Consider the following 22,143-nt stretch of genomic DNA (forward strand, 5'->3'; position numbering starts at 1 on the left):
TTGATGATGGTGGTGGGAATGACATCCCCACCACTGTTGTTGCACCGCAGTATTTAATCAACGGCGCTCTCATTAAGGGTCATTAACGGCACTGTCATTGAAGAAGTGCCGCTCATTTAATCAAAGTGCCGTTAAGCTCATCAGCTTAAAACAGCGTATCAAGAAAAGGGCAATAGCCCTTTTCTGATACTCAGGGCGCACTAAGCCGAATCCCCTTACCACGATTTACAGTTGCGATTGCACAAACTGCTTGGCATTGGCTTTTAATTGCTCAAGATCTTGTTGATTATAAAACTGATTGTGCGAAATCACCCCTTCGATTTTCAGGGTGTTGCGGATATCGGTTAACGGGTTATCGGTCAAGAAAATAATATCGGCGACCTTGCCGTGAGTTAACTCACCAAACTGCTCGCTTTTGCCTAAAAATTTCGGCCCAGCAAGGGTAGCCGATTGTAAGGTTTGCAGCGGCGTCAGTCCAAAATCATTATAGATAGCCAGCTCTTGATGTAGCGATAAACCCGGGTAGATATAGGAGTTTAAAAAACCTGCATCGGTACCCGCAATAATCGAGACGCCCGCCTGCTGCACTAGCGGTAATAGCTGCCCCGTTTTGATGTAACGCGCTTTACGCTGCTCAATTTGCGCTGCATTGTCCTTATTGGCTCGCTCCACCCGCCACTGATACGTTTGCTTTAGCCCCTTACCGATATAATTTAAAAACTCATCATCTTGATGATTATCTTCATCAATATAAGTGGTAATTTGGTTGCCGACTAATGTCGGCACCACAGCCGTATCGTTGCTGGCCAGCACCGCATATTTGCTTAACGCGGTTTGTTGGTCGAAATTTTGCGTCGCTATGGGCAGTGCCTTGCTATAAGTTAGCTCGCCAGAGGCGACTTTCGCCGAGATCTCAGCTTCATTTTTGGCCGCCGCCTTTAACAGATAGGTCATATGCTCGATGGCATCTAAACCTGCGTACGACACATCGGTCACCGATAGCGAAAAGGGAATATGCCCAGAGATTTGATAACCGCGCTTTTTCACCTCTTTCACCGCCTGTAAATAAAGCTCTGGGGTGAGTGCGCTGTCGGTGATCTTAATAAAATCAATGTCCATGGCATCAAGTTGATCAATGGCGGCATTCATCTCAGCCGTGGTTTCCACTTCCAGATCGCCGGGCCAAATCGAATCTTTACCCTCAAGTTTAGGGCCAGAGGTATAAATGGTGGGGCCAACGAGCTCTCTGGCATTAACCTGTGCACGCCAAGCTAACACCGACTCACTTAAGTCTGCAGCGGCGTCTCGCACTGTGGTTACCCCGTAAGCCAAATACAGAGGTAACAGCTGCTTATTTTCTTCAATCAACGCTTCGCCACCCCCAAAATGAACATGCATGTCCCACAGTCCGGGCATCAGGTATTGGTTTTTAGCATCGATATATTGCGCCGCGCTATAGCGGTTATTAAGGGGTGCGCTGCTGCGCTCAATAATAAGGCCATCACGAATCGCCAGCGACTGTGATGCGTCAACCAGACCGGTTTTCACATCAATGATATTAGCATTATCGATAACGATATCGGCTTGCTTTGCGGCGGGCGTGCTGCAGGCACTCAGTAACATAAGTGATGAAACTATAAGCGTTTTTTGCATCTGTTGACTCCATTTTTTTGGTGTCAGGCTAACACAGCACTCGCAGATTATCCTCCATTATTTATCCTGCCAGGATGAAGATGAAGAACCTTGTTTTTCACGGTATTGCCGCCCATAACGATGAGCAAGCGGCTGGGCACGCAAAAAAGGGGGGCCGTTATCTGCAGGGAAAATACCTGCTGGGAGAGATAAGGTTCAAGCTACCAAACGTCGGCGTCAAAGCGCGCCCGCCTGGCTTCAGTAAGAGAACATTGGGTGAGATGCATCAGCTCATTCAAGGTGATGCTAGGGTTGCCCTTAATGAGGCGAGTAAGCTTAACCTGTAAAGGTTCTAGCTTGTCAGCGTGTTGCTGTAAGGCTGTGGTAATTTTTTGCACCAGGTAAGATAACTCAGCACACTCAGATACCTGTAATTGCGATGCCAGCGATTGAATATCAATGGCATCGCCACGCAACTGCCAATGTCTGGAGCGGCGCACACGCTTTAGCTCGCAACCATATGGCTTAGCAACCGCTTGCGCCTTGTTGGCCGCTTCCCTGCCAATCCGATGGATGAGCGCCGGAAGCGGTATGCTGATCTGCTTATCCATGACGGCTTACCTGTTAATCAAGTAAAGGCACAGTTGACGCGAGCGGTTAAAGTGCAACATCAGATTACGCCCCCTTCAATTTACAACCCGTTTTGGTATTGCAGGAGTGTTGACTCAGGCACTAAGCGCGACAGCTTAGCGCTGGCTTCACTTTGGCCATCCAGCAGGGCTTGAAACTGTTTAATGAGCTCAACCTTGTCAGGAGAGACTCTGTCGCCTGCGCCAATATTGGTCAAATCAATCATAAAGCCATCAAACTTATCACTAAGGTCGTTAATGATGTCGGTATTTAAAAACTGATCTTGGTTATAAATGCTTGGGTAACCTGCTTTTTGCTTGTCGATGGCAAAAGAGTCACCTTTGAGGTTTTTAATACTGGTCGATTTATCGCACGACAACATACAACCGTTATCGATACGTGGCTTTTCACACCCCACACTCTGCTGGAAAAAACACTGACGGCTAGCCATCAACAAAATGGGATGATAAATGCTGTAAAGCAGCTTAAAGTCTTTCGGTCTGGCTATCTGCTTAATTTGCTGCCGGTTTATCTCGTTAGAAATAAAGGCGCCGCTGCAGGCTGCCCCTTGCTTAAGTGCCAGCAAGGCGTAAGAGTTGGTGGTATTTAAAAATGGCCCCGCAATCCATTGAATCCCCAACTGCTCGGCATGATACGCAATACCTGTATTGTTGGTGACAATCAGCTTAGGCTTCACTTGTTGCAAAATATTCAGCGCCACATCAAAATCTTTGCCGATTAACACGGGCGGAAACCAAGGAATAAGCCGTGGGTTTTGCAGCAAGAAGTCGACATACTTGGTGCAGCCACGCTTGTAAGCATCTGGCAGCTTAAAATAGATATCGCCATCGATCACATCGGCCAACGCCACATCGGCTTCATCACAGATAAGCATCGACAGCCCAAGCGGTCCATCGGCTTTAGGGTGGTGCTCAAGTTTAGGCGGCTGCACATGTGCAATCACCGCAACCCCTGCATTTAAGTAGCTAAGTAGCTCATTTTTTAACGTGGTTATCTCACGAAACGGAATGCTTAAGCCATCGGTTAGCTGCTGAGTGTCAAGCTCGACGAGTTCATAGTTAGCGTTATTAATGCTTTTGAAACGCTTTTCAATCGCTTGCCTATCAACGCTTAACTCCTCGCTGGGTGTCATTACACTGCTAGAAGTGAAAGTTTGACTTGCGGTTTTAGCAGTTTGCCCGGGCAACAGGCTATCACTTTGCTCAGTCACCACGGTTAAGCGCAGCGGCTCATCTAGCTCACTGGTAAAGCGTAAGCTGAGCTTGATTTTTTCGATACTCAAATGCGCAATTTTGTCATCAACAGAGCTGGTGATCTGCTGTTTATCCACTTGCAACTGCTGCTGAGCCGAGTGAATTTGTACCACAGAGATCGACTCGCCTTTTTCGGCTTTGAGTTTATCCACTAAGTGATTGTTAGAGTTATCGCGGGGGTTATCAATAAACATCGACTGGTTTAAATCGCCCCGTAAAAACGCATTGGTAAAGTCGCGGTTAAACACCTTATATAAGCGCTCGCCATCTTGAGTCAGCTCGCCGGTTGCCACATAGCCGTCAATCTGCTTGCGAAAACTATCGATCACCGTATGCACATAGCTAGCGCCTTTAATGCGCCCTTCCACTTTAAAGGAGTACACACCCGCTTCAATCAGTGCCGGTAAGTCAAAAAACGCCGAATTATCTTTGATATTCAGTGGGAAGTTATGACCCGACTCGGTAGTTTCATACTCTTCACGGCACGCTTGGCTGCAACGGCCACGGTTACCCGAGTTACCCGCACTGGCCGAGGTTGAATAGCATAACCCCGAAAACGCCACACATAATGACCCATGCACAAACACCTCTAATAAGGTGTCATGCTCTTGGCCGACTTTGGCGAGCGCCGTTATCTCGCGTAAATTGAGCTCGCGCGATAAGTTCACCCGGCTGACACCGAGTTTTTTTAAAAACGGAATTTGCCCCGCATTGTGGGTGGTTAGCTGAGTCGATGCATGGATATCAAGGCTTGGAAAGTAGTGACGCAACACATAAAGCAAGCCCATGTCTTGCACTATCACCCCATCTAAGGTGGTGTTGACTAACTTATTCAATAAGTTAAATAAGGTTTTAAATTCTTGCTCTAAGATAACAATATTGAGGGTTAAGAAAATTTGGCAATCGTATTGATGGGCAAGTCTGATGATCCCCACAAGTTGATCGAATGAAATATTAGCGGCGCGATTACGGGCGTTAAAGGTATCTAGGCCGCAATACACAGCATCAGCACCGGCAATAATGGCCGCTTTTATGGCCTGCACATCACCACCTGGGGCTAATAATTCAATCTTGGGTTTCATCACTTTAGCGAGTCTCAGTTAACGTTAAAAGGGGGAATGGTACGCGTATATTTTGCCGATGAATATGGTTAAAGTAGATCAAGTATTAGCAAATCCGTAAATAAGTGATTAAGAGATAGCGTTTAAAATGAATAAAAATAGTAGCTTACCTATTATCTATTCGCTAAGAAATTGCCCCTTCGCCATGCGGGCGAGAATTGCGATTTATAAATCCCAGCTGCCGGTATTGCTGCGGGATCTCATATTAAGTGATAAACCCGCTGAAATGTTAGCGGCATCGCCTAAGGGCACAGTGCCAGTGTTAATCACCCCAAATGGCACTGTGATAGAAGAAAGCCTTGAGGTGATGTTGTGGGCACTGAGCATGAATGACCCAGACGATCTGCTGTTCACAGGGGATGATGAGATGCTCGCTGACATGCAAACTTTAATCTATCGCTTTGATACCGAGTTTAAGCGCTGCCTAGAGAACTACAAATGTGCTAAGCGTTACAGCGAAACCAATATCATCGCGTGCCGCGAAGCCTGTGAAGGCTACATCAGTCAGTTAGAGCAACTATTAACTCAGCATCAATACCTGATGGCCGACAGAGAAAGCCTAGCCGACATCGCCTTGCTGCCGTTTATTCGCCAATTTGCCCGCGTCGAGCGCCAATGGTATCTGCAGTCGCCCTACCCACACGTTCGCCAATGGTTGACTGATTATCTACAAAGCAAAATGTTCAGCAAGGTGATGACCAAGCATGAGTTGTGGCTAACTAATCGCGGTGATGTGCGGCTCAACCCCTAGGCAAAATACATTGGCGCGCCCTTAACACTCAGCCCTATCACTATGACGTCACGGATTGCACATTTAACCCTATGTCGCTAGGTTAATTTCTTGAGCAAAGAGCCAGTATTGCCTACAATAGCGCACGTTTTATCCATTACAGACAGCGACCATGAACGACACTAATACACCAGCAGCACAACCCGCCTTACCGGATCGCCTTTCAGTTAATCCTCGTAGCCCACACCATGTGGCAGAGATCTTCGAACACGACATCGGCATTCGTGTTAACGGTAAAGAACGTTTCGATGTAGAAGAGTATTGTATCAGCGAAGGGTGGGTAAAAATCCCGTCAAAATCCTTAGACCGTCGCGGCCAACCACTGTTGTTGACCGTAAAAGGCACAGTTGAAGCCTTTTATCGTTAATACGATTACGCTCCAACATAAAAGCCAGCGATTAACCGCTGGCTTTTTTCATTGTATAACAATGCGCTTGTCCCCCATCAACCCACTCACTGATCCTGTCTGAATGAGTGTGCCGCACAAGGCTATTACCTCTGCTTAAGCACGGCTTAATTGCACAGTTTAATTCGCATCCTAACAGCCAACGCCCCACCTTAAATAGCAGGCGTGAATCGACACAAGTTACTCAATATCAATCCTTTACTGTAAACTGCTAAATAAATCATCAATATCTATTTTGCCCCATATCTTTAAGCTAACAGCTTTGTTACATTGATCCTCAAAAATCAACATCCGCATTAAGCCAACCATCTCATCATTGCTAGGAGCAAATGTGGCAAGAGCCGTTGTCCTATTTATTGCGTTAACCCTATTACCCAGCTTTTGTGTGAGCGCAAAAGCCTTAAGGTTTGCTGTTGTCCCCAAATTTTACAGCGCTTTTTTTGATCGAAGTGGCCATGGCTGTAAAGACGCCGCCGCTCAAATAGAAGGCGTTGAATGCATATATCGTGGGCCTGAAATCGCCAGCGTAAGAGTACAAAATCGAATCATAGAGCAACTGATCGATGAGGGCATTGATGGTATTGCCGTATCGGTGACGCAATCTAAATTTCTCGCCGAAAATAGCTTACAAAAAGCCAAAGAGGCCGGCATCCCTGTTATCACCTATGACTCTGATGTTGATATCTCCCCCCAAAACAACTACCAAAGCTTGCGTTTAGCTTACATCGGAACCGACAATGTTGAACTTGGTAAGGCGTTAGGAGAAGGGTTGAAAAAGCTTCGCCCCGAGGGTGGAACATTGGTTATTCAAACCGGACGGCCAGACTCGCCCAATTTGAACCAGAGAATTATGGGTATTCGCTCCGCGTTATCAGGCAAAAAATATGGTACCGCTCCCGGGTTGCAACTGAAAAACGAGCGTGGATGGACCGAAGCGCGCGAGCCTTTTTTAAATTTTGACAAGTTAACACAGGCCGTGAAACAGATGGAGTCAGTCATGAAAGGTAGGCCCATAAAGGCCGATTCCTTTATTGCTGTTGGAGGCTGGCCGCAAAATAATGTCGACCTTTATCGCAGCATGATCACTCCCTTCAAAGATAAAATTGATAACAAGGAGGTGGTCGTTATTATGACTGACGCAGCGCCCCGCCAATTAACCATGTTACAAGAGCATTTGGCACATATAAATATTGGCCAAAATCCCTATGAAATGGGACGAGAAGCGATATTGACCCTGCATAAAATTGTGACCAAACAACAATATGACGAAGTAATCCACACTCCGATCAAGTTTTGCACCCCAGATAACCATGACTCCTGTGCCAAGATTGCCGCACCGGAACCCGTTGGGAATTAGCGATACAAGGCCGAACGGCAGCCATAACGTTGGTTAAACTTAAACGAACTCATGGTCAGGGTTCTCATCGCATCAACCCAGCCAACAATCATCGGCACTAACGTCCAGCAAAAGACTAAGTACAAACTGCCTCTTACGTAATGCCCTAAATAGAACTGGTGTAAGCCGAACACACCAAACAACAAGCCGAACCAAATGGTGAGGGTTTGGTTTTTGATTTGTACGTTCGGGTCGATGCCAGCAAGTGCTTCCAACCCTTGGCCAGCATGACATTGCGGGCAGATTGCCACATTGAGACCTATCTTCTGCCTGCACTGCGAACATTGCACGTCGATATACGACGAAAAAGGGGCGTGATTGTTGGGCATTGCAAACTCCATTGTCATACGCAAGTAAAACGATGGTCAAAACACGGCTCAAAAACTTTAACCATAACGTTGACCAAATACTGAGCCACACATTATGCGTACAAGTGTTCGCTGAAATATAGGTGTGCAGTTCACAAAATTTAAATAAAGCCGCGTAAAAAAGGCACAAGCATGAAGTGAGGACAGGGAGGAAGCGAGACACGTCATCACGGCGCTAATTGAAGGTTGCTTTATCATTGTTCTCCATAGAAAATAGCGCCTAGACCAACTCAGCCATACACCATAGGAGCTCCGACAAAATGATGACAAAATGGGCGATACGTTTTTTACAGATGGCCGAGCTCGTAGCATCTTGGAGTAAAGATCCCTCCACCCAAGTGGGCGCAGTGATCACCGAAAACAATCGCATCGTCTCATTAGGTTTTAACGGCTACCCCCACGGCATATCTGATAGCGCCGAAACCGACAACCGCGAGATGAAACTGCTTAAAACCCTGCACGCCGAAGAGAACGCCATTCTCCACGCCAAGCGCGATTTAAGTAGCTGCGAGATCTGGGTGACCCACTTCCCCTGCCCTAACTGCGCCGCCAAAATCATCCAAACCGGACTGCGCGCCGTGCATAGCCCACAGCCCAGCGAAGACTTTCTGTCGCGCTGGGGCGACAAAATTAAAGTCAGCCAAGATATGTTTGAGCAAGCCGGCGTCACCGTCGATTGGATGCAGGTAGATTCAGCAAACCAGACGGCTATGTGAAAGTAAGAGTAAGACAAATACGATGTGAGGCAGCGTAAATCGATAGCGTGTTTACACTGGTTCACTTTCCGCTTTATCTATTACCCGCGCCACCATTGCCCCCGCACAACTAAAGTCTCTTAGCTAAGTCTTATCACAGTAAGGTTTAACCGCCAGCATTTAGATATTGATACAAGCCATTATTTTTAATGAGAAAAAATTAGTGGTAATTTGACGTAAATAATGGCGTTATTGCCGATGACAAGGCCAGTCTAAGGCTCTAAGCAGGAGTTGACTGGTATCAAACTCTTTACGAAAAGTGCTGCATAAAACGAGGTTTAAGGCAGCATTATCGAGGTTAAGTAGCCATTACTCAGACAAAGCTATGAGGTCATGCTTGAGTCCCACCGCATTAGCCACTGCAACTAGTCTCGCCTTTATCCCCTGCTCGATACCAACGCCGTCCTCAAGCAAATCATCAACAGCGATAAAAGCCGTGGTCGTTAACTTGCTGCTGTCATACAGGTAGGCATAACCCGATTCGACTCTCCAACGCTTTTCAAGATCGGCCGCAGGGCTTTCTTCACCCTTTTCATTCTTCACCTGTGTGTCCGCCTGTGCGCTCATCAAATGCCCTGCTTTCTCTGCTAACGATCTCACCAAGGTAAAATCGAAAGACAAGATGAAATCTTCATTACTGTACCAATCCGTTTTTAACGCCTGAAAATTGAGCCACATCTCCAGCTGAGTCAACAAGGGATTAAGCGAACTGGAAAATTGGCCGTCGGCCGCTACCGTAATGGGAAATCCTTGCTGCATATTTATATTTGCCCTTTTACCTTTTTGCCTTTGCTGTTAGCGCTAATTTTGCTTTTCCAGAGGCGGTTAGCCTTGGGTCACACTGGCGATAAGTGTAGATTTTGCTAGCTAACCATCCCAGATGCAACCCCGAGCAATTAACAGCACCCAACAAGAAAGCGACCAAAAGGTCGCTTTCTTAATGCTTTAGATAACTAGCCAAACCAACATAATTGCGTCGCTGACAAGACCCCTAGCAGCGTCATGGCGTTACTGCCGATAGTAAGACAAAGATGCCGCTGCTTTTCGCCGCGGAATTGACTGCTGTCAATGAGTAGTGAAAAGTAGCGGCTGATGCCGTATTGCTGAGGTTAAGTAGCCATGAATTACTCGTAGTCGGAAGCGTAAGTTTCTTGATACGTATGCGAATAAAGCTCAAACAGGTTACCAAACGGGTCTTGTAGATACACCATCTTCGCTGGCTTGCTGTCATCTTCTGGGTGATAGCGCATGATGTCCATACGCACTTTACCGCCATACTCTTCAGTGCGCGCGATAGCACCTTCAAAGTCATCGGTTTGCAGACAGAAGTGGAAGATCCCCAGGCGCGAGAAGTCGACTTCGTGACGCTCGGCGCGATCTTTCATCTCAAACAGTTCAACGCCGATGCCATCGGATGTCACTAAATGTGCGATTTTAAAGCCTTTGAAACCTTCACCAAATACGGCAATACACATTCTGCCGATAGCGGTTTCGCGCTCTTCGACCACTTTGGTGTTGTTCATAACGATTTTTAGACCTAGCGCTTTAGTGTAAAACTCAACCGCTTTGTCCATGTCGCCGACCATAATACCTACATGATTCATTTTCATAATATTGCCCACACTCTGATGATTGATGAATGATTTGTTTCGATGAGTGCAGTATATGGAGCAAAGATGATTACGTAAAATTATCAATTATCATAATGACAAGTATTTTTCGTTATCACAATTCCAAGATAGCAACAGTTAGATAATCGTCAGCATCTATGTTATCTATATGCGGTTTTGCGCGCGCGCCCTATGACGTCTGTGCCTGCTTGGTGATAATGGCTTGGTCCCAATAAGGTAGTGAGCCATAGTAGCCATCGATAAAATCAATAAAACACCTCACCTTATGCGGTAGCAGTTTTCTATTGGCATAAACCGCATATAAACCTAAGGGTTCTGGCGCAAACTCAGGCAATACCTCAACCAGTTTGCCACGACTAATGGCCTCGCTTGTGATAAAGCTAGGTTGTAGCACGATACCCGCGCCAGCAATAGCAGCACCCACCAACACATCACCATTGTTACTGTGAAATTGACCGCTCGATTCACTGTTTTTTACCCTGAGGCACTGGGAGAGCTGATCTTTACCCTCCATTTCCATGTAGCTGTAATGCAAGTAGCGGTGCTGTTTTAGATCTTCAGGTTGACGCGGTATGCCCTGCTTTTGTAAGTATGCAGGCGCTGCGCACAACATTAACCGGATGGGAGCGACTTGCTTGGCAATAAGTGATGAGCTTTTAAGCCGTCCAATGCGCAGCGCAATATCGAAACCTTCATCAACAATATCCACTTTACGATCATTAAGCTGCAGATCGATATTAACCTGAGGGTACTGTAACTGGAACTCGGTGAGTAACTGACTTAGGTGTTTTATCGCAAATGATACAGGTGCACTCATCCGCAAAGTGCCTTTAGGGCTTTGTTGTAGGCCGCCTAATTGGGAGTCCATCTCATCGATACTCAATAGGATCTGCTGCGCATGCTGAAAGTAATGTGTGCCCGCTTCAGTCAGGCTCACTTTTCGTGTGGTGCGATGCAGCAGCCTAACATCGAGGCGCTCTTCTAATTTGGACACGTATTTGCTCACCAATTGCGGTGATAACTGCATTACGGTCGCAGCATTGCTGAAACTGCCTTCTGTCACCACTGAGACAAAGGCGCGCATGGCATCAATTCTATCCATTACTCATTCCCATGTTTTGGCCAATTACAAACAATACGTTGATAATCACTCCACGATAGCCATCTTACTCTCGCATTACGTTGATAGTAAAGTGTGTTCATCCCAAGACGGGAACCGAATCAATTCAATTTAATAAAGGTCATAACCATGAACACATCACTATTGAACAAACTATTTGAAACAAATGCTGGGCTTGCAGGCTTAATACTCAGAGCACCCATTGGCCTAATTCTAGCTGCTCACGGCGCACAAAAACTATTTGCGTGGTTTGGTGGTTACGGCTTAGAAGGCACGGGGCAATGGATGGCGAGCATGGGAATGACGCCGGGTTATTTAATGGCGTTACTAGCTGGCAGCGCTGAGTTTTTTGGTGGCTTAGCCTTGGTATTAGGCCTAGTGACTCGCCCTGCGGCAGCGATTGCCGCCTTCACTATGCTGGTTGCGATATTTACTGTGCATATTGGCAATGGCCTATTTATGGCAAACAACGGCTATGAATATGCACTAACACTCTTGGTCGCACTCCTTGCTATAGTCGTACAAGGTGCTGGTTCGCTAAGCCTTGATAAGCTTATCGCTAACAAACTCAATCGCCAGTAGAGATTGCGCACCTAAAATAAAAATGCCTGTCACAGTTTATAGCGCGCCTAATGTAATAGTTCATGCGATGGCTGATGTGATGGCTAATACTATCGCTGAGGTTAAGTAAGCATGTTAATCAAGGGCAAACCCGCGGCGATCTACCAGCATGAGCTTGGAGAGAAGATGCACAACCTAAACATCGCTTTTATTTCCCATGGTGGCGGCCCGATGCCGCTGCTTAATGACCCTAATCATGCCGATTTGGCGGCTTATCTAAAATCCTTGGCTAGCAAGCTAGCACGCCCCAGCGCCATTTTGCTGATCAGCGCCCATTGGGAAGAGTCGGTGGCGACAATCACCGCCGGCCCTAAGCCAAAAATGATCTACGATTATGCAGGTTTTCCACCAGCTAGCTATCAGCTGCAATACCCAAGCCCCGGTGAGCCGATACTTGCACAAAAAGTGCAACAGGCATTACAAGATACCGATATTAACGCGAACTTAGATTATCAGCGCGGCTATGATCACGGCATGTTTGTGCCATTAATGCTGATGTATCCCGAGGCAGATATTCCCGTTATTCAACTGTCACTGGTTAATACGCTTGATGCCAAGCAGCATTTGAACATAGGCAAAGCATTGCAGGCTCTTGACCACGACAATTTACTGGTGATCGGTTCCGGGTTTTCATTTCATAATATGGGGGAGTTTTTCGCGCCAAACACTGAGGAGCGCCAGATTAAAAACCACCAATTTGAACACTGGCTGCAGAGCACTTTGAGTGACAAGCTGCTCACCGAAGCCGCGCGAACCCAAGCAATGGTAGATTGGCTTAGCGCCCCGAATGCCCGTTATTGTCATCCCCGCGAAGAGCACTTACTGCCACTTCACGTATGCTACGGCCTAGCAGGCCGCCCCAGTGATGAGCATCAAAACATCACCATTTTTAACAAGCGATCCAGCTCGTTTGTGTGGCACAGCCAAACAGATAGTTCACCAAGCTAGCGATTGTTAAGCAGAGGTTTTGCTCATCAATGAAAGCTGAATGCAGAAACGACACGTTTTCCAGCTACCCACAAAAAAGCGAACCCAAAGGTTCGCTTTTTAACCTCTAAAGCACATATACACTATCAGACTAGAAGTCCCAATCCAGAGAGAAACGATTACCCGCAGGTAAAATCGGCTCCACTGTCTTTTTATACTTAGCTTTCACTCGACCTTTACTTTGACCAATCGCTTTCAACTGATTAAACCCAGGCGTTGCATCCGCAATATAATTCTCTTGATAATAATGCCGAGAAAGCGCCCCCAGACTATAGGCCGCTGCCGACGCCATATCGGTATAAAGCAAGTGAGTAAAACTAGTAACAAAGGTATCGGCTTGGCTTTTAGACAACCGCTTGAAGGTCCTCATTTGTAACCTAGCCATCAAGAGTAAATACTTTGCTTCGTCTCTCGAATCGGCTTGAAAATGGTGATGCTCTAAGATGGCTAACGCAGCCTCTGGATTGGCTGTTTTTAACGCTCCAGTCGCTTGTTTAAGGTATTGCGCATCAAGTGACTCGCGGGGCATTGTATTGCTATCAGCCAATATTTGAGCGATGACAGCGGTGAAATCATTCTGTGCTACCGCTGCACAAATATCTATCCACTGTAATGTCGACATGTGATATTGATAAGCGCTATCAAATGCCGTATTTGGCGTATCGTCAGCCTTTAATGGCAACACCCGACAACCAAACTGCAAAGCCAGCTCAATTTCTTTTATCACTTCACTCGAGCCAGTGTAATTAACTCGCGCATCACCCATAGAGTTTTTTGTACACAGTACCAAAAACAGTTCTGCGTCATTCAAGCCTTTAGGAATGCGGGCTGCATAATGTTCGCCGCCCGCAATTTTTTCCTGATCAAACCATACCTGATGACCACAACTTTCTAAACTTGCCTTGAGTGACAAGGCAAGCGCACGATCTTTTGAGCTGTAACTAAGAAACAAGTTCTTCATTGCGTTCCTGCTTATGCAGCTTGAGTTGATGACGAATATTCTTAATTGCCTCTTCAGCTTTATTAGTTGAGATCTCGCTGTCTAGAGCCGCATTATCTTTATTCATGGATTTAATTTGAGTTTCAATATCATCTAACTCTTCTTCACGTTCCTCATCATCCATGTCGGTGTCTTCAAGTATGCTTTTCTTTCTTGCTTCCAGTGCCTTCAAGATAGAATGGTTGCTGACTCTCTCTTTCTCTTCGTTATCTTTAGCTGCCTCGACAATGCTTCGTAAACTTTCTTGAGTAAGAATAGTTAACCGAATCTTATCGCCGCTACTCACAACGAGATTAACGTCTATTGCCGAAATCGTCTTTTTACCAATGCCAGTTTGACGCTCCACATCGTCCTTATTAACTGTGGTCACATCTTTGTAGAAGAAACTTTTTGACGATTTACCGCTTAATTCTTTGTTAATAAAGTCATAAAAACCGGTAAATAGATCAATTTTGTCTGCGGTTAAGAAAATAAATTGGATATATTGAACGGCAAACACCAATGATCCATTTTTATCTCCCCAGAAACTAAATTCATTTTCACCATGTAGCTTAGTTAATGCTGGAGCACGCCTTTCATCAGACTGAATCAATGCCCAATCACTTAATACAATGGCTTCGTGATTTGAGTAAATAACATCCTCTTTTTCTAGACCACAGCTATGAAGGGCTTGTTTTTCGATCTCATTTTCAATAACACTTTGTATGGTCGCATTAACAGATTCACCACTATAGAGATTACGATTCTTTCTTAGCGGTACACTCTTCCATAGTTGAGCACGATGGGCTTTTACCTTATCAATTAGCTGACAATACTCGGGTAAAAGTGCATTAAGTAGCGTTAAGTTTCCGGTTTCCAAAAGCTGCAATGTTTTTTGACTTCGGTTTTTGATAAAGAAGATCAAACACAATAACAACGGCAAACCTGCTGCCCCAGCACAAATGATCATAACGACATCGAGCTTAAGAGGTCTAAACCCTGAAATATAATCGCCCGCCAACTGATTAAACAAGTCTGGTGCATTTTCCCCTGTGCATAAAACGGCACCAACACCGGCAATAACTAAGGTTAAAAACAGCATCACCAAGCTAATAATCTTATTAAAGCCACGCTTTTTCTTGTGAACTTCCTGCGCTTCTTGTGCTGTCTCAATTTTTTGTTTAAGCACTTTTTCTGCCGAACGAGCCGCTTTCACCTCTCTCTTCATCGCGGTGGTCAGTTCCCGAGGGATAGGACGATTAAAAAAGTCCCATATCTCTTTTTGTTTGGCATCATTGTCAAAATTCAGCTTTTGCGACTCCAGTTCCCGAGCAGGCACTAAAACGCTTTTGCTTTCATTGCTACCGATAAAGTTTCTTAAGTGGGGGTAATGGTTAATTGTTGGCTGATTTTCAATATGCTGTTCAACCTGGGTTAATGCTTTTGATAAAGCGGCAAATAAGTCAGAGACTTCAGCGGAGTTAACATGCGAATCAATTAGTGTGCCATCGTTTTTCCATAATGAGACTTGCTCATTAGCGTTTTTAATCAGCAATTGCTGTTCTGCCACTTTCTCGATGAAACCATTTTCAAATGAGAAGTTAAAATTAAATCGCTTTAAACTTTGCCCTGAGTCCGACCAAAGTGTTGGTTTTTCACCGTCACTCCAAGTTAACCAATTACCACTACTTAGCTGGCAGAGGGACTTTAACGGCTTTTTTTGCCCTTTTAACTGTACAACTTGATCACCAGAAAAACGGAAAATGCTGATACCTTCTGGCTCACTGATAGCTAACTGCTTTTGGTTAACGAAGAATTGTATTGAGTCAAGATTGTCAATTTTCGCTTCAATCGTTGAATAGCAGGCGCCCGATCTCGGATTCCAAAAACGTAAGCTACCATCTTTACTTGCAGTAGCTATATTGCCATCTGCAAGCTCAAACACACCGATAATCACATCGTCATGCTCATCAAGACTAGCAACATGCTCACCATAGAATTTAAACACCTGCACCGTGTGATCTAGGCTTACTGTAATAAAGTGGCCGCTATTAGTTTTATGCTGCAGCGGAATAACAGCTGTCACCTTGTCTTGATGTATATCAATGGTCAGATGGATATCTTCGTCTTCACATATCAAATCAAATTCATGGCTATTGTGCCACTCAACTTGGTAGTCGTTACTTACCGCTAACTTGGATCGTGTTTTTTCGACTTCTGCTAATGTTTTAGTGGGGTAACGCACTAATATTGGTGAACTCATTGTCTCTATTTCCTACGACTTCAGATATTTATTGTTTTTGCTTTAAATCATTATTCATCTCTGAACTTGTCCAAGAGACATGTTCAAACATTGCCTCTCTCGCTAGATCTAATAACATTTGTTTTTTTGACGGCGTTAACTGGCCTTTTAGTAATACCAACGCTCGGCGGTATAAGTCCTCAAGGCTTTCATAGCCTTTTGCGGTCATCTCATAACCTGCGAGCTCGCTCCACAACATAATCAAACCCGCCATCATTAAGCTGTATTGAAGTATCAACATCAGCCATTCGTTAACTTGAGTGAATATCGTTAATTTCATTGTTAGCTGCAGCGACATCAACACCAGCAGTACAATACCAATGCCAATAGAGCTATAAAAAAAACGTCGAGCATATCGGTTTGCCATACTGGCGGCATACCTAGGACGTTTATAAATAAGCTCTTTAAATGAGCTCGCGCTTAATTGGAGTCTTGAACTTAAAAAGCCAAGTTGATCTCGCAACCACTTTTGTTCGATATCTTGTCGCTGAAATGGAGCTTGATGGCTCCACCAGTCCAGCTCTGCGACACTAATTGCATGGTTGAGCAAAGGTAGATGTAATCTAAAACGACGCGGAATAAGCGTTGTAGATGAAGGGGCAATATCGGCCATATTCAAAAAACCACGAATACGCATTGCCTCAGCTACGCCTCGAGCAAGTTGATAATTCCATTTCATGTCTTTTCTGGCCGTTTGTTTGATGACCCACCAACAGCTTAAAATCACCAAAAAAATCAATGCAAATATGCCCAAACCGATTTCAGAGTTAACCCAGTTTCCAGCAATTTCATATAAGCCATACCCAGGTATAGCCAGTAAAAAAAACATTAATACGAATTTTCGATATTCAGCTTGAGATGCTAATGCAAGTGCATCGGCACTTTTAAAGATTGGAGCCGTGGCTTTTAGACCCATACCTTCGTCAATTGCTTGTTCTGCACTGTGTTGACGAGCCTTAGTGTTATGCACAGTCAATTCAGCTACTAACTTAACAAACTCCTTAGATAAGAAGTCTTTTAAGTAACTGTCACTTTGCTCGCTTTTACGCAAGCTTGAATACAAGTTACCAACCGGTACGCCAGTATTACCTTGGCTATGCTCAATAAACTCAAATGCAGGATCGACATTAGTCGATTCATTTTGTGTCAACCGAGAAACACAAATGTGATGTACTAAACCTGAGGTTTGACCATCAAAGTCAGAAGTGGGTTGCAAAGCTGGATTTTCAGTTCCTTCAGGCCATGCCACTTCGGCCCCAAGTTTGTACATCACCACATCAGCAGTACCGCCAGCACCCAGTGAGGGTTTACCGTCCCATAACGACAGTAATACATTACTGTATTTGGAGATAAAAAGGCCTTGATTAAGATATAAGCTGTTGCGTAACGCACCATAGGAGCGGTCAACAATGGCTGCTTCATAATCATCTTTGTTCAAATTATGGCGCACTTCAATGAGTTCATTATTGCTTAACTCAAGCGCTGCAATAACGGTATTCAGTTGCTCAAGGGCGTCAGGGGCATAACTAAGCCCTTTAAAGTCTGCTTGATAGTTAGTTAAGGGCATGGGTAAACAGCCAATAACTTTAAACGCACCAAGCTCAGCCGATTGCTGCATCTCTAGCGCCACTTCAGCGGCGAGTAGATCAGCGCCAGCAGCCAAACCAGTCATTAGCCAAATGGGAGTATTTGGGCCAACCACCTCACGCCAATACAGCAGCGCTTGGCGAATATCATCTTTATAAGGTGATTGTTGTTCTGAATTGGTTGAATTAGGTATGTCTCTATGTCCAGTAACACCAATAATAAACGGTAGACAATTTTCTAATACTTCATCGTGAAGGGACATCCATTAAATCCACTTAATCCATTAAAAACGCAGTGTTAATATACTAACCAGAGCTAGAGAAAAGTGAAACCATATTTTAACAAACAGAATCGGCCAGATCAGAAAAGTGTGACTTGAGAGTGTAACCCTCCCTTATATCGATCATATTTTGAGGATGTACCAGACGATGTCAAATACCCGGGACCATATTGCAACTTGTATACTCTCTCAAAAGATGGAGTCACCAGAGATTACCAATCAAGAAGTTATCAACTTAGGTAAAGCTATCATCACTGAGCTAGGCATGATAATTGACTGTAATACCCCAGCCCGCTGGTTAGTACATTATATTGCTGAAAATATTTACAAGTCAGAAAACTGTCAAGGTGAAGAAAAGGAGGAAGCTGAAAGGAAATGTGTAGATGCAATTTTTAAGCTTTGGCATCATCGGTTAGTATTCGCAACATAGGAAGCTCGTGATGCTCGAAATAAGGCAGAACTTTATCGTTGAGCATATCTGCTGCTGTGATCGGTGTTTTCGTCGTATAGAGCTTAGCGAACGCCACCTTGCTATAGGTATCTACGAAGGTCTGTTGATAAATCCTACCCACTCCTTTTAGGTTACCGACATAGAAGGTATCTTGAGAGCCAAGGTAGCCTGGATGGTGGGTTTCTATCTCACCGCAGGCCTCATCATCATGCTTCTTCTTTTCAAGTGCGGCCACTTGAGCATCAGACAAGATAATCCCTTCGCTAGCGACTTTTTCTTCTAACGCTTTAAGTCGCTTTTTAAAGTTCTCTAAATTGTGACGAAGCCAGATAGAACGAACACCGCTGCCAGAGACAAAAACACCTAACTTGCGTAGCTCATTACTGGTTCGGTGTTGGCCGTGTGCGGGGGAGTCGATTGCGTATCGAATCACGGCTTGCTCTGTTGCTTCGTCGACTCTATTTTTAAGGTTTGGTGTTCTGCGGGTCTTTTCGATTAAGGCATCGATACCACCGTCCTCAACAAGCTCCTGATAACGGTAAAACGTATCTCTTGATACGCCCATGACTTTACAAGCTCTAGAAACATTACCGAGCTCTTCAGCTAAATTAAGTAAACCAGCTTTGTGTTTAATAATTGGATTGTTAGTATGCAACATGAGAGTTACCTTTTTTGTTTTGATTAAAGATTCGACACCTTCTATCAAAACGGGTAACTCTCAACTAATCAAGTTGATATGTCAGATCTAGTCGGGACTAATACAAATAAAAAGGCGAACCATTCGGTTCGCCTTTTTATTTAGTTAGTTTCCAACTTCAATTGCAGTTTCCAACTTCGATTACGCGGTTTCCAACTTCAATTGTCGTTATCAAAAGTAGCCATTTTACTTATAGTCATCAATCGGTGCACAAGAACACATTAGATTACGGTCGCCGTAAACATCGTCGATGCGGTTAACCGTTGGCCAGAATTTGTTCGCCTTAACTGCAGCACTTGGGAATACCGCCAGTTCACGGCTGTATGGACGTGAGTCAAACTCGCTATCCATGATGTCAGCCATGGTGTGCGGCGCGTTGTGCAGTGGGTTGTTGTCCACTGGCCACTCGCCAGCTTCGACTCGGGCGATTTCGCCGCGAATTGAGATCATCGCATCGATGAATCTGTCTAGCTCGACTTTAGACTCAGATTCCGTTGGCTCAATCATTAAGGTGCCTGCAACCGGGAAGCTCATGGTTGGCGCGTGGAAACCATAGTCGTTGAGACGCTTAGCGATATCCATTTCGGTCACGCCAGAAGCATCTTTAAGCGGACGCAGATCGATAATACATTCGTGAGCCACGCGGTCATTACGGCCTGTGTACAGCACAGGGTAATGGGCAGATAGCTTCTTCATCATGTAGTTAGCGTTAAGCAGTGCCACTTGAGTCGATTGTCTTAAGCCTTGGAAACCCAATAACTTAATGTACATCCAAGTGATAGGCAAAATGCTGGCGCTACCATATGGTGCAGCCGATACTGCGCCGTTGTTGTCTGATTCGCGGCCATGTTTAACCACGGTGTGACCCGCAACAAAAGGCGCAAGGTGAGCCTTAACACCAATAGGGCCCATACCGGGTCCGCCGCCGCCATGTGGGATCGCGAAGGTTTTATGTAGGTTAAGGTGCGACACGTCGGCGCCGATGAAACCAGGAGTCGTTAAGCCCACTTGCGCGTTCATGTTAGCTCCGTCTAGGTAGACTTGGCCGCCATGGCTGTGAATGACGTCGCAGATCTCGCGCACAGTCTCTTCATACACACCGTGGGTCGATGGGTAGGTGATCATGATGCAAGAAAGGTTATCGGCCACTTCGGCGGCTTTGGCTTTCAAGTCTTCCATGTCGACGTTACCGGCTTTATCACACGCGGTCACCACCACTTTCATGCCTGCAAGCTGGGCTGACGCTGGGTTAGTACCGTGAGCCGATTGTGGGATAAGACAGATATTTCTGTGCGCATCGCCGCGGGATTCATGGTATTTCTTAATGGCTAATAGACCCGCGTATTCGCCCTGCGCGCCTGAGTTCGGCTGTAGGCAAACGGCGTCATAACCTGTGATATCAACAAGCCATGCAGACAACTGCTCGACCAACTCGCCATAACCTTGAGCTTGGTCTTGTGGGCAGAATGGGTGCATATTGCCAAACTCGGCCCAACTGACTGGCATCATCTCGGTGGCGGCATTTAGCTTCATGGTGCATGAGCCTAACGAGATCATCGAGTGGTTTAGGGCTAAGTCTTTGTTTTCGAGACGCTTGATATAACGCATCATCTCGGTTTCGCTGTGGTAGCGATTAAAAGTTGGGTGAGTCAAGATAGCGTCGGTGCGCACCAGCTCACTAGGCACTGACCCACTGCCATTGGCGACGATGTCGGCATCCATTGCTGCAACGTCGAGGCCATGACCTTCACCTAAAATCACATCAAATAGCTGAGCGATATCGGCGCGAGTGGTAGGCTCAGCGATGCTAACCCCAAGAATGCCATCACTATCGACACGCAAGTTAAGCTCTGCCGCGACCGAACGCGCTATCACTGCGGCGCTGTCGGCGACCTTAAATGACAGGGTATCGAACCAAGTATTGTTAACCAGCTCGACACCTTTGGCTTTAAGGCCTGCGGCTAAGATATCGGTTAAACGGTTGATACGCTGTGCAATCGTTTTTAGCCCTTGTGGGCCATGGTATACGGCGTAGAACGAAGCCATGTTGGCCAATAGCACCTGCGCTGTACAGATGTTTGAGTTGGCTTTTTCGCGGCGAATATGTTGCTCACGGGTTTGCATCGCCATACGCAGCGCGCGGTTACCGCGTGCATCTTGCGACACTCCAATAATACGACCCGGCAGTGACCGCTTGTGCTCGTCACGCGAGACGAAAAATGCGGCGTGTGGGCCGCCAAAGCCCATGGGCACGCCAAAACGCTGGGCGCTACCAAAAACCACATCGGCGCCCATGGCACCTGGCGATTTAAGCATCACTAGCGACATAATGTCAGCGGCGACGGTCACGACCGCTTTTTTCTCTTTTAGTGCAGCAAAAAGCGCAGTGAAATCGCGAATTTGGCCGTGACGGTTAGTGTATTGGAATAGTGCGCCAAATAGCTCGTAGTTAACGGCATCTTCGGCAGGGCCGGTGACAATTTCAAAGCCAAAACACTCGGCGCGGGTTTTCACCACATCGAGGGTTTGCGGGAACACATCATCGGCAACAAAGAAAATATTGGCTTTCTTGGCCTTAGAGACACGTTTCGCCAGCGCCATGGCTTCGGCTGCGGCGGTGGCTTCGTCTAGCAATGAAGCTGAGGCTAAATCAAGACCGGTTAGGTCCATCGACACCTGCTGGAAGTTTAAAATGGCTTCTAGACGACCTTGAGCGATCTCTGGCTGATATGGAGTGTACGCGGTGTACCAACCTGGGTTTTCAAACACATTACGCTGGATAACACTTGGCACTAGCGTGCCGTGGTAACCCATACCTATGTAGCTTTTAAACACCTTGTTTTTATCGGTAATGGCGCGAATCGCGGCCATACCTTCGGCTTCGCCACATGCTGAGCTAACAGCAAGGTCGCGGCCTAGACGAATCGACTCAGGTACGATCTGCTGTGTTAAATCTTCTAAAGATTCTGCACCAACGAAGTTCAACATCTCTTGCTGTTCTGCGCTGTCCGGCCCGATGTGGCGACGGATAAAGAGTTCGTGCTGCTCTAACTGAGTGAGAGTTTCTGTGGTCATGATAAACCTAGTTCCATATTTGCCAGTATCCTGCCTGTAGG

At 45.8% G+C, this 22,143-nt stretch carries 17 protein-coding genes and 1 pseudogene; 6 read left to right on the forward strand and 12 right to left on the reverse strand.

Annotated elements, in window-relative coordinates; translation table 11 throughout:
- Window positions 1–225: 225 nt before the first annotated feature.
- The 3 genes from AC5YBX_RS13590 to AC5YBX_RS13600 form a co-directional block, all read right to left on the reverse strand.
- Window positions 226–1,653, reverse strand: coding sequence for an amidohydrolase family protein (locus tag AC5YBX_RS13590; protein ID WP_494521063.1), 1,428 nt, complete (start codon window positions 1,651–1,653; stop codon window positions 226–228).
- Window positions 1,654–1,853: 200 nt separating this feature from the next.
- Window positions 1,854–2,243, reverse strand: a complete 390-nt coding sequence (locus AC5YBX_RS13595; protein WP_494521062.1) for a ribosome recycling factor family protein — start codon at window positions 2,241–2,243, stop codon at window positions 1,854–1,856.
- An 80-nt stretch (window positions 2,244–2,323) separates the two neighbouring features.
- On the reverse strand, window positions 2,324–4,618 hold the full coding sequence (locus tag AC5YBX_RS13600; protein WP_494523847.1) for a peptidase U32 family protein: 2,295 nt from the start codon (window positions 4,616–4,618) through the stop codon (window positions 2,324–2,326).
- A gap of 127 nt (window positions 4,619–4,745) precedes the next feature.
- Here AC5YBX_RS13600 and AC5YBX_RS13605 point away from each other — a divergent pair, with 127 nt between their 5' ends.
- The 3 genes from AC5YBX_RS13605 (at window position 4,746) to AC5YBX_RS13615 (ending at window position 7,210) form a co-directional block, all read left to right on the forward strand.
- Window positions 4,746–5,408, forward strand: a complete 663-nt coding sequence (locus AC5YBX_RS13605) for a glutathione S-transferase (protein WP_494521060.1) — start codon at window positions 4,746–4,748, stop codon at window positions 5,406–5,408.
- A 151-nt stretch (window positions 5,409–5,559) separates the two neighbouring features.
- Window positions 5,560–5,814, forward strand: a complete 255-nt coding sequence (locus AC5YBX_RS13610) for a DUF3297 family protein (protein WP_494521059.1) — start codon at window positions 5,560–5,562, stop codon at window positions 5,812–5,814.
- A gap of 370 nt (window positions 5,815–6,184) precedes the next feature.
- On the forward strand, window positions 6,185–7,210 hold the full coding sequence (locus AC5YBX_RS13615; RefSeq protein WP_494521058.1) for a substrate-binding domain-containing protein: 1,026 nt from the start codon (window positions 6,185–6,187) through the stop codon (window positions 7,208–7,210).
- Here AC5YBX_RS13615 and AC5YBX_RS13620 read toward each other — a convergent pair.
- On the reverse strand, window positions 7,207–7,578 hold the full coding sequence (locus AC5YBX_RS13620; protein ID WP_494521057.1) for a TM2 domain-containing protein: 372 nt from the start codon (window positions 7,576–7,578) through the stop codon (window positions 7,207–7,209). The two genes, AC5YBX_RS13615 and AC5YBX_RS13620, sit on opposite strands and share 4 nt — an antisense overlap.
- 299 nt (window positions 7,579–7,877) lie before the next feature.
- On the opposite strand from AC5YBX_RS13620, the gene AC5YBX_RS13625 reads away from it, so the two are divergent.
- On the forward strand, window positions 7,878–8,333 hold the full coding sequence (locus AC5YBX_RS13625) for a dCMP deaminase family protein (RefSeq protein WP_475514686.1): 456 nt from the start codon (window positions 7,878–7,880) through the stop codon (window positions 8,331–8,333).
- Window positions 8,334–8,681: 348 nt separating this feature from the next.
- On the opposite strand, the gene AC5YBX_RS13630 is transcribed toward AC5YBX_RS13625, so the two are convergent.
- The 3 genes from AC5YBX_RS13630 to AC5YBX_RS13640 all read right to left on the reverse strand — a co-directional run bounded on the left by AC5YBX_RS13630 (window position 8,682) and on the right by AC5YBX_RS13640 (window position 11,105).
- Window positions 8,682–9,131: a hypothetical protein gene (locus AC5YBX_RS13630; RefSeq protein ID WP_494523848.1), complete on the reverse strand. Its 450-nt coding sequence runs from the start codon at window positions 9,129–9,131 to the stop codon at window positions 8,682–8,684.
- A 365-nt stretch (window positions 9,132–9,496) separates the two neighbouring features.
- Window positions 9,497–9,982 carry a VOC family protein gene (locus AC5YBX_RS13635; protein WP_494523849.1) on the reverse strand — a complete coding sequence of 162 codons (486 nt, stop codon included), beginning with the start codon at window positions 9,980–9,982 and terminating at the stop codon, window positions 9,497–9,499.
- A 190-nt stretch (window positions 9,983–10,172) separates the two neighbouring features.
- Window positions 10,173–11,105 (reverse strand): LysR family transcriptional regulator, encoded by a 933-nt coding sequence (locus AC5YBX_RS13640; RefSeq protein ID WP_494521054.1) that lies wholly within the window; start codon window positions 11,103–11,105, stop codon window positions 10,173–10,175.
- A 147-nt stretch (window positions 11,106–11,252) separates the two neighbouring features.
- Here AC5YBX_RS13640 and AC5YBX_RS13645 point away from each other — a divergent pair, with 147 nt between their 5' ends.
- Entirely contained in the window at window positions 11,253–11,705 is a 453-nt protein-coding gene (locus AC5YBX_RS13645; protein ID WP_494521053.1) for a DoxX family protein, read from the forward strand.
- A 165-nt stretch (window positions 11,706–11,870) separates the two neighbouring features.
- A complete protein-coding gene (locus tag AC5YBX_RS13650; protein WP_494524827.1) occupies window positions 11,871–12,692 on the forward strand; it encodes a DODA-type extradiol aromatic ring-opening family dioxygenase in 822 nt (273 codons plus the stop codon).
- A gap of 130 nt (window positions 12,693–12,822) precedes the next feature.
- Here the strand turns inward: AC5YBX_RS13650 and AC5YBX_RS13655 are convergent, their stop codons facing one another.
- The 5 genes and pseudogenes from AC5YBX_RS13655 to gcvP form a co-directional block, all read right to left on the reverse strand.
- A complete protein-coding gene (locus tag AC5YBX_RS13655) occupies window positions 12,823–13,692 on the reverse strand; it encodes a toll/interleukin-1 receptor domain-containing protein (protein ID WP_494523850.1) in 870 nt (289 codons plus the stop codon).
- Entirely contained in the window at window positions 13,673–15,973 is a 2,301-nt protein-coding gene (locus AC5YBX_RS13660; RefSeq protein ID WP_494523851.1) for a WD40 repeat domain-containing protein, read from the reverse strand. The genes AC5YBX_RS13655 and AC5YBX_RS13660 overlap by 20 nt, the downstream gene beginning before the upstream one ends.
- Before the next feature lie 28 nt (window positions 15,974–16,001).
- Window positions 16,002–17,861: a hypothetical protein gene (locus tag AC5YBX_RS13665; protein WP_494523852.1), complete on the reverse strand. Its 1,860-nt coding sequence runs from the start codon at window positions 17,859–17,861 to the stop codon at window positions 16,002–16,004.
- Between the two features lie 425 nt (window positions 17,862–18,286).
- Window positions 18,287–18,988 (reverse strand): annotated as a pseudogene (locus AC5YBX_RS13670) (helix-turn-helix domain-containing protein); the annotation flags it as partial.
- A 225-nt stretch (window positions 18,989–19,213) separates the two neighbouring features.
- Window positions 19,214–22,102, reverse strand: a complete 2,889-nt coding sequence (gcvP, locus tag AC5YBX_RS13675; RefSeq protein ID WP_494523853.1) for an aminomethyl-transferring glycine dehydrogenase — start codon at window positions 22,100–22,102, stop codon at window positions 19,214–19,216.
- Between the last annotated feature and the right edge of the window lie 41 nt (window positions 22,103–22,143).

Source organism: Shewanella sp. 492 (assembly GCF_059338445.1).

Excerpts from the sequence above, each read along its gene's own strand:
- AC5YBX_RS13590 (WP_494521063.1), bottom strand. The coding sequence starts at position 1,653 with ATGCAAAAAACGCTTATAGTTTCATCACTTATGTTACTGAGTGCCTGC.
- AC5YBX_RS13595 (WP_494521062.1), bottom strand. The coding sequence starts at position 2,243 with ATGGATAAGCAGATCAGCATACCGCTTCCGGCGCTCATCCATCGGATT.
- AC5YBX_RS13600 (WP_494523847.1), bottom strand. The coding sequence starts at position 4,618 with ATGAAACCCAAGATTGAATTATTAGCCCCAGGTGGTGATGTGCAGGCC.
- AC5YBX_RS13605 (WP_494521060.1), top strand. The coding sequence starts at position 4,746 with ATGAATAAAAATAGTAGCTTACCTATTATCTATTCGCTAAGAAATTGC.
- AC5YBX_RS13610 (WP_494521059.1), top strand. The coding sequence starts at position 5,560 with ATGAACGACACTAATACACCAGCAGCACAACCCGCCTTACCGGATCGC.
- AC5YBX_RS13620 (WP_494521057.1), bottom strand. The coding sequence starts at position 7,578 with ATGCCCAACAATCACGCCCCTTTTTCGTCGTATATCGACGTGCAATGT.
- AC5YBX_RS13625 (WP_475514686.1), top strand. The coding sequence starts at position 7,878 with ATGATGACAAAATGGGCGATACGTTTTTTACAGATGGCCGAGCTCGTA.
- AC5YBX_RS13630 (WP_494523848.1), bottom strand. The coding sequence starts at position 9,131 with ATGCAGCAAGGATTTCCCATTACGGTAGCGGCCGACGGCCAATTTTCC.
- AC5YBX_RS13635 (WP_494523849.1), bottom strand. The coding sequence starts at position 9,982 with ATGAAAATGAATCATGTAGGTATTATGGTCGGCGACATGGACAAAGCG.
- AC5YBX_RS13640 (WP_494521054.1), bottom strand. The coding sequence starts at position 11,105 with ATGGATAGAATTGATGCCATGCGCGCCTTTGTCTCAGTGGTGACAGAA.
- AC5YBX_RS13645 (WP_494521053.1), top strand. The coding sequence starts at position 11,253 with ATGAACACATCACTATTGAACAAACTATTTGAAACAAATGCTGGGCTT.
- AC5YBX_RS13650 (WP_494524827.1), top strand. The coding sequence starts at position 11,871 with ATGCACAACCTAAACATCGCTTTTATTTCCCATGGTGGCGGCCCGATG.
- AC5YBX_RS13655 (WP_494523850.1), bottom strand. The coding sequence starts at position 13,692 with ATGAAGAACTTGTTTCTTAGTTACAGCTCAAAAGATCGTGCGCTTGCC.
- AC5YBX_RS13660 (WP_494523851.1), bottom strand. The coding sequence starts at position 15,973 with ATGAGTTCACCAATATTAGTGCGTTACCCCACTAAAACATTAGCAGAA.
- AC5YBX_RS13665 (WP_494523852.1), bottom strand. The coding sequence starts at position 17,861 with ATGTCCCTTCACGATGAAGTATTAGAAAATTGTCTACCGTTTATTATT.
- gcvP (WP_494523853.1), bottom strand. The coding sequence starts at position 22,102 with ATGACCACAGAAACTCTCACTCAGTTAGAGCAGCACGAACTCTTTATC.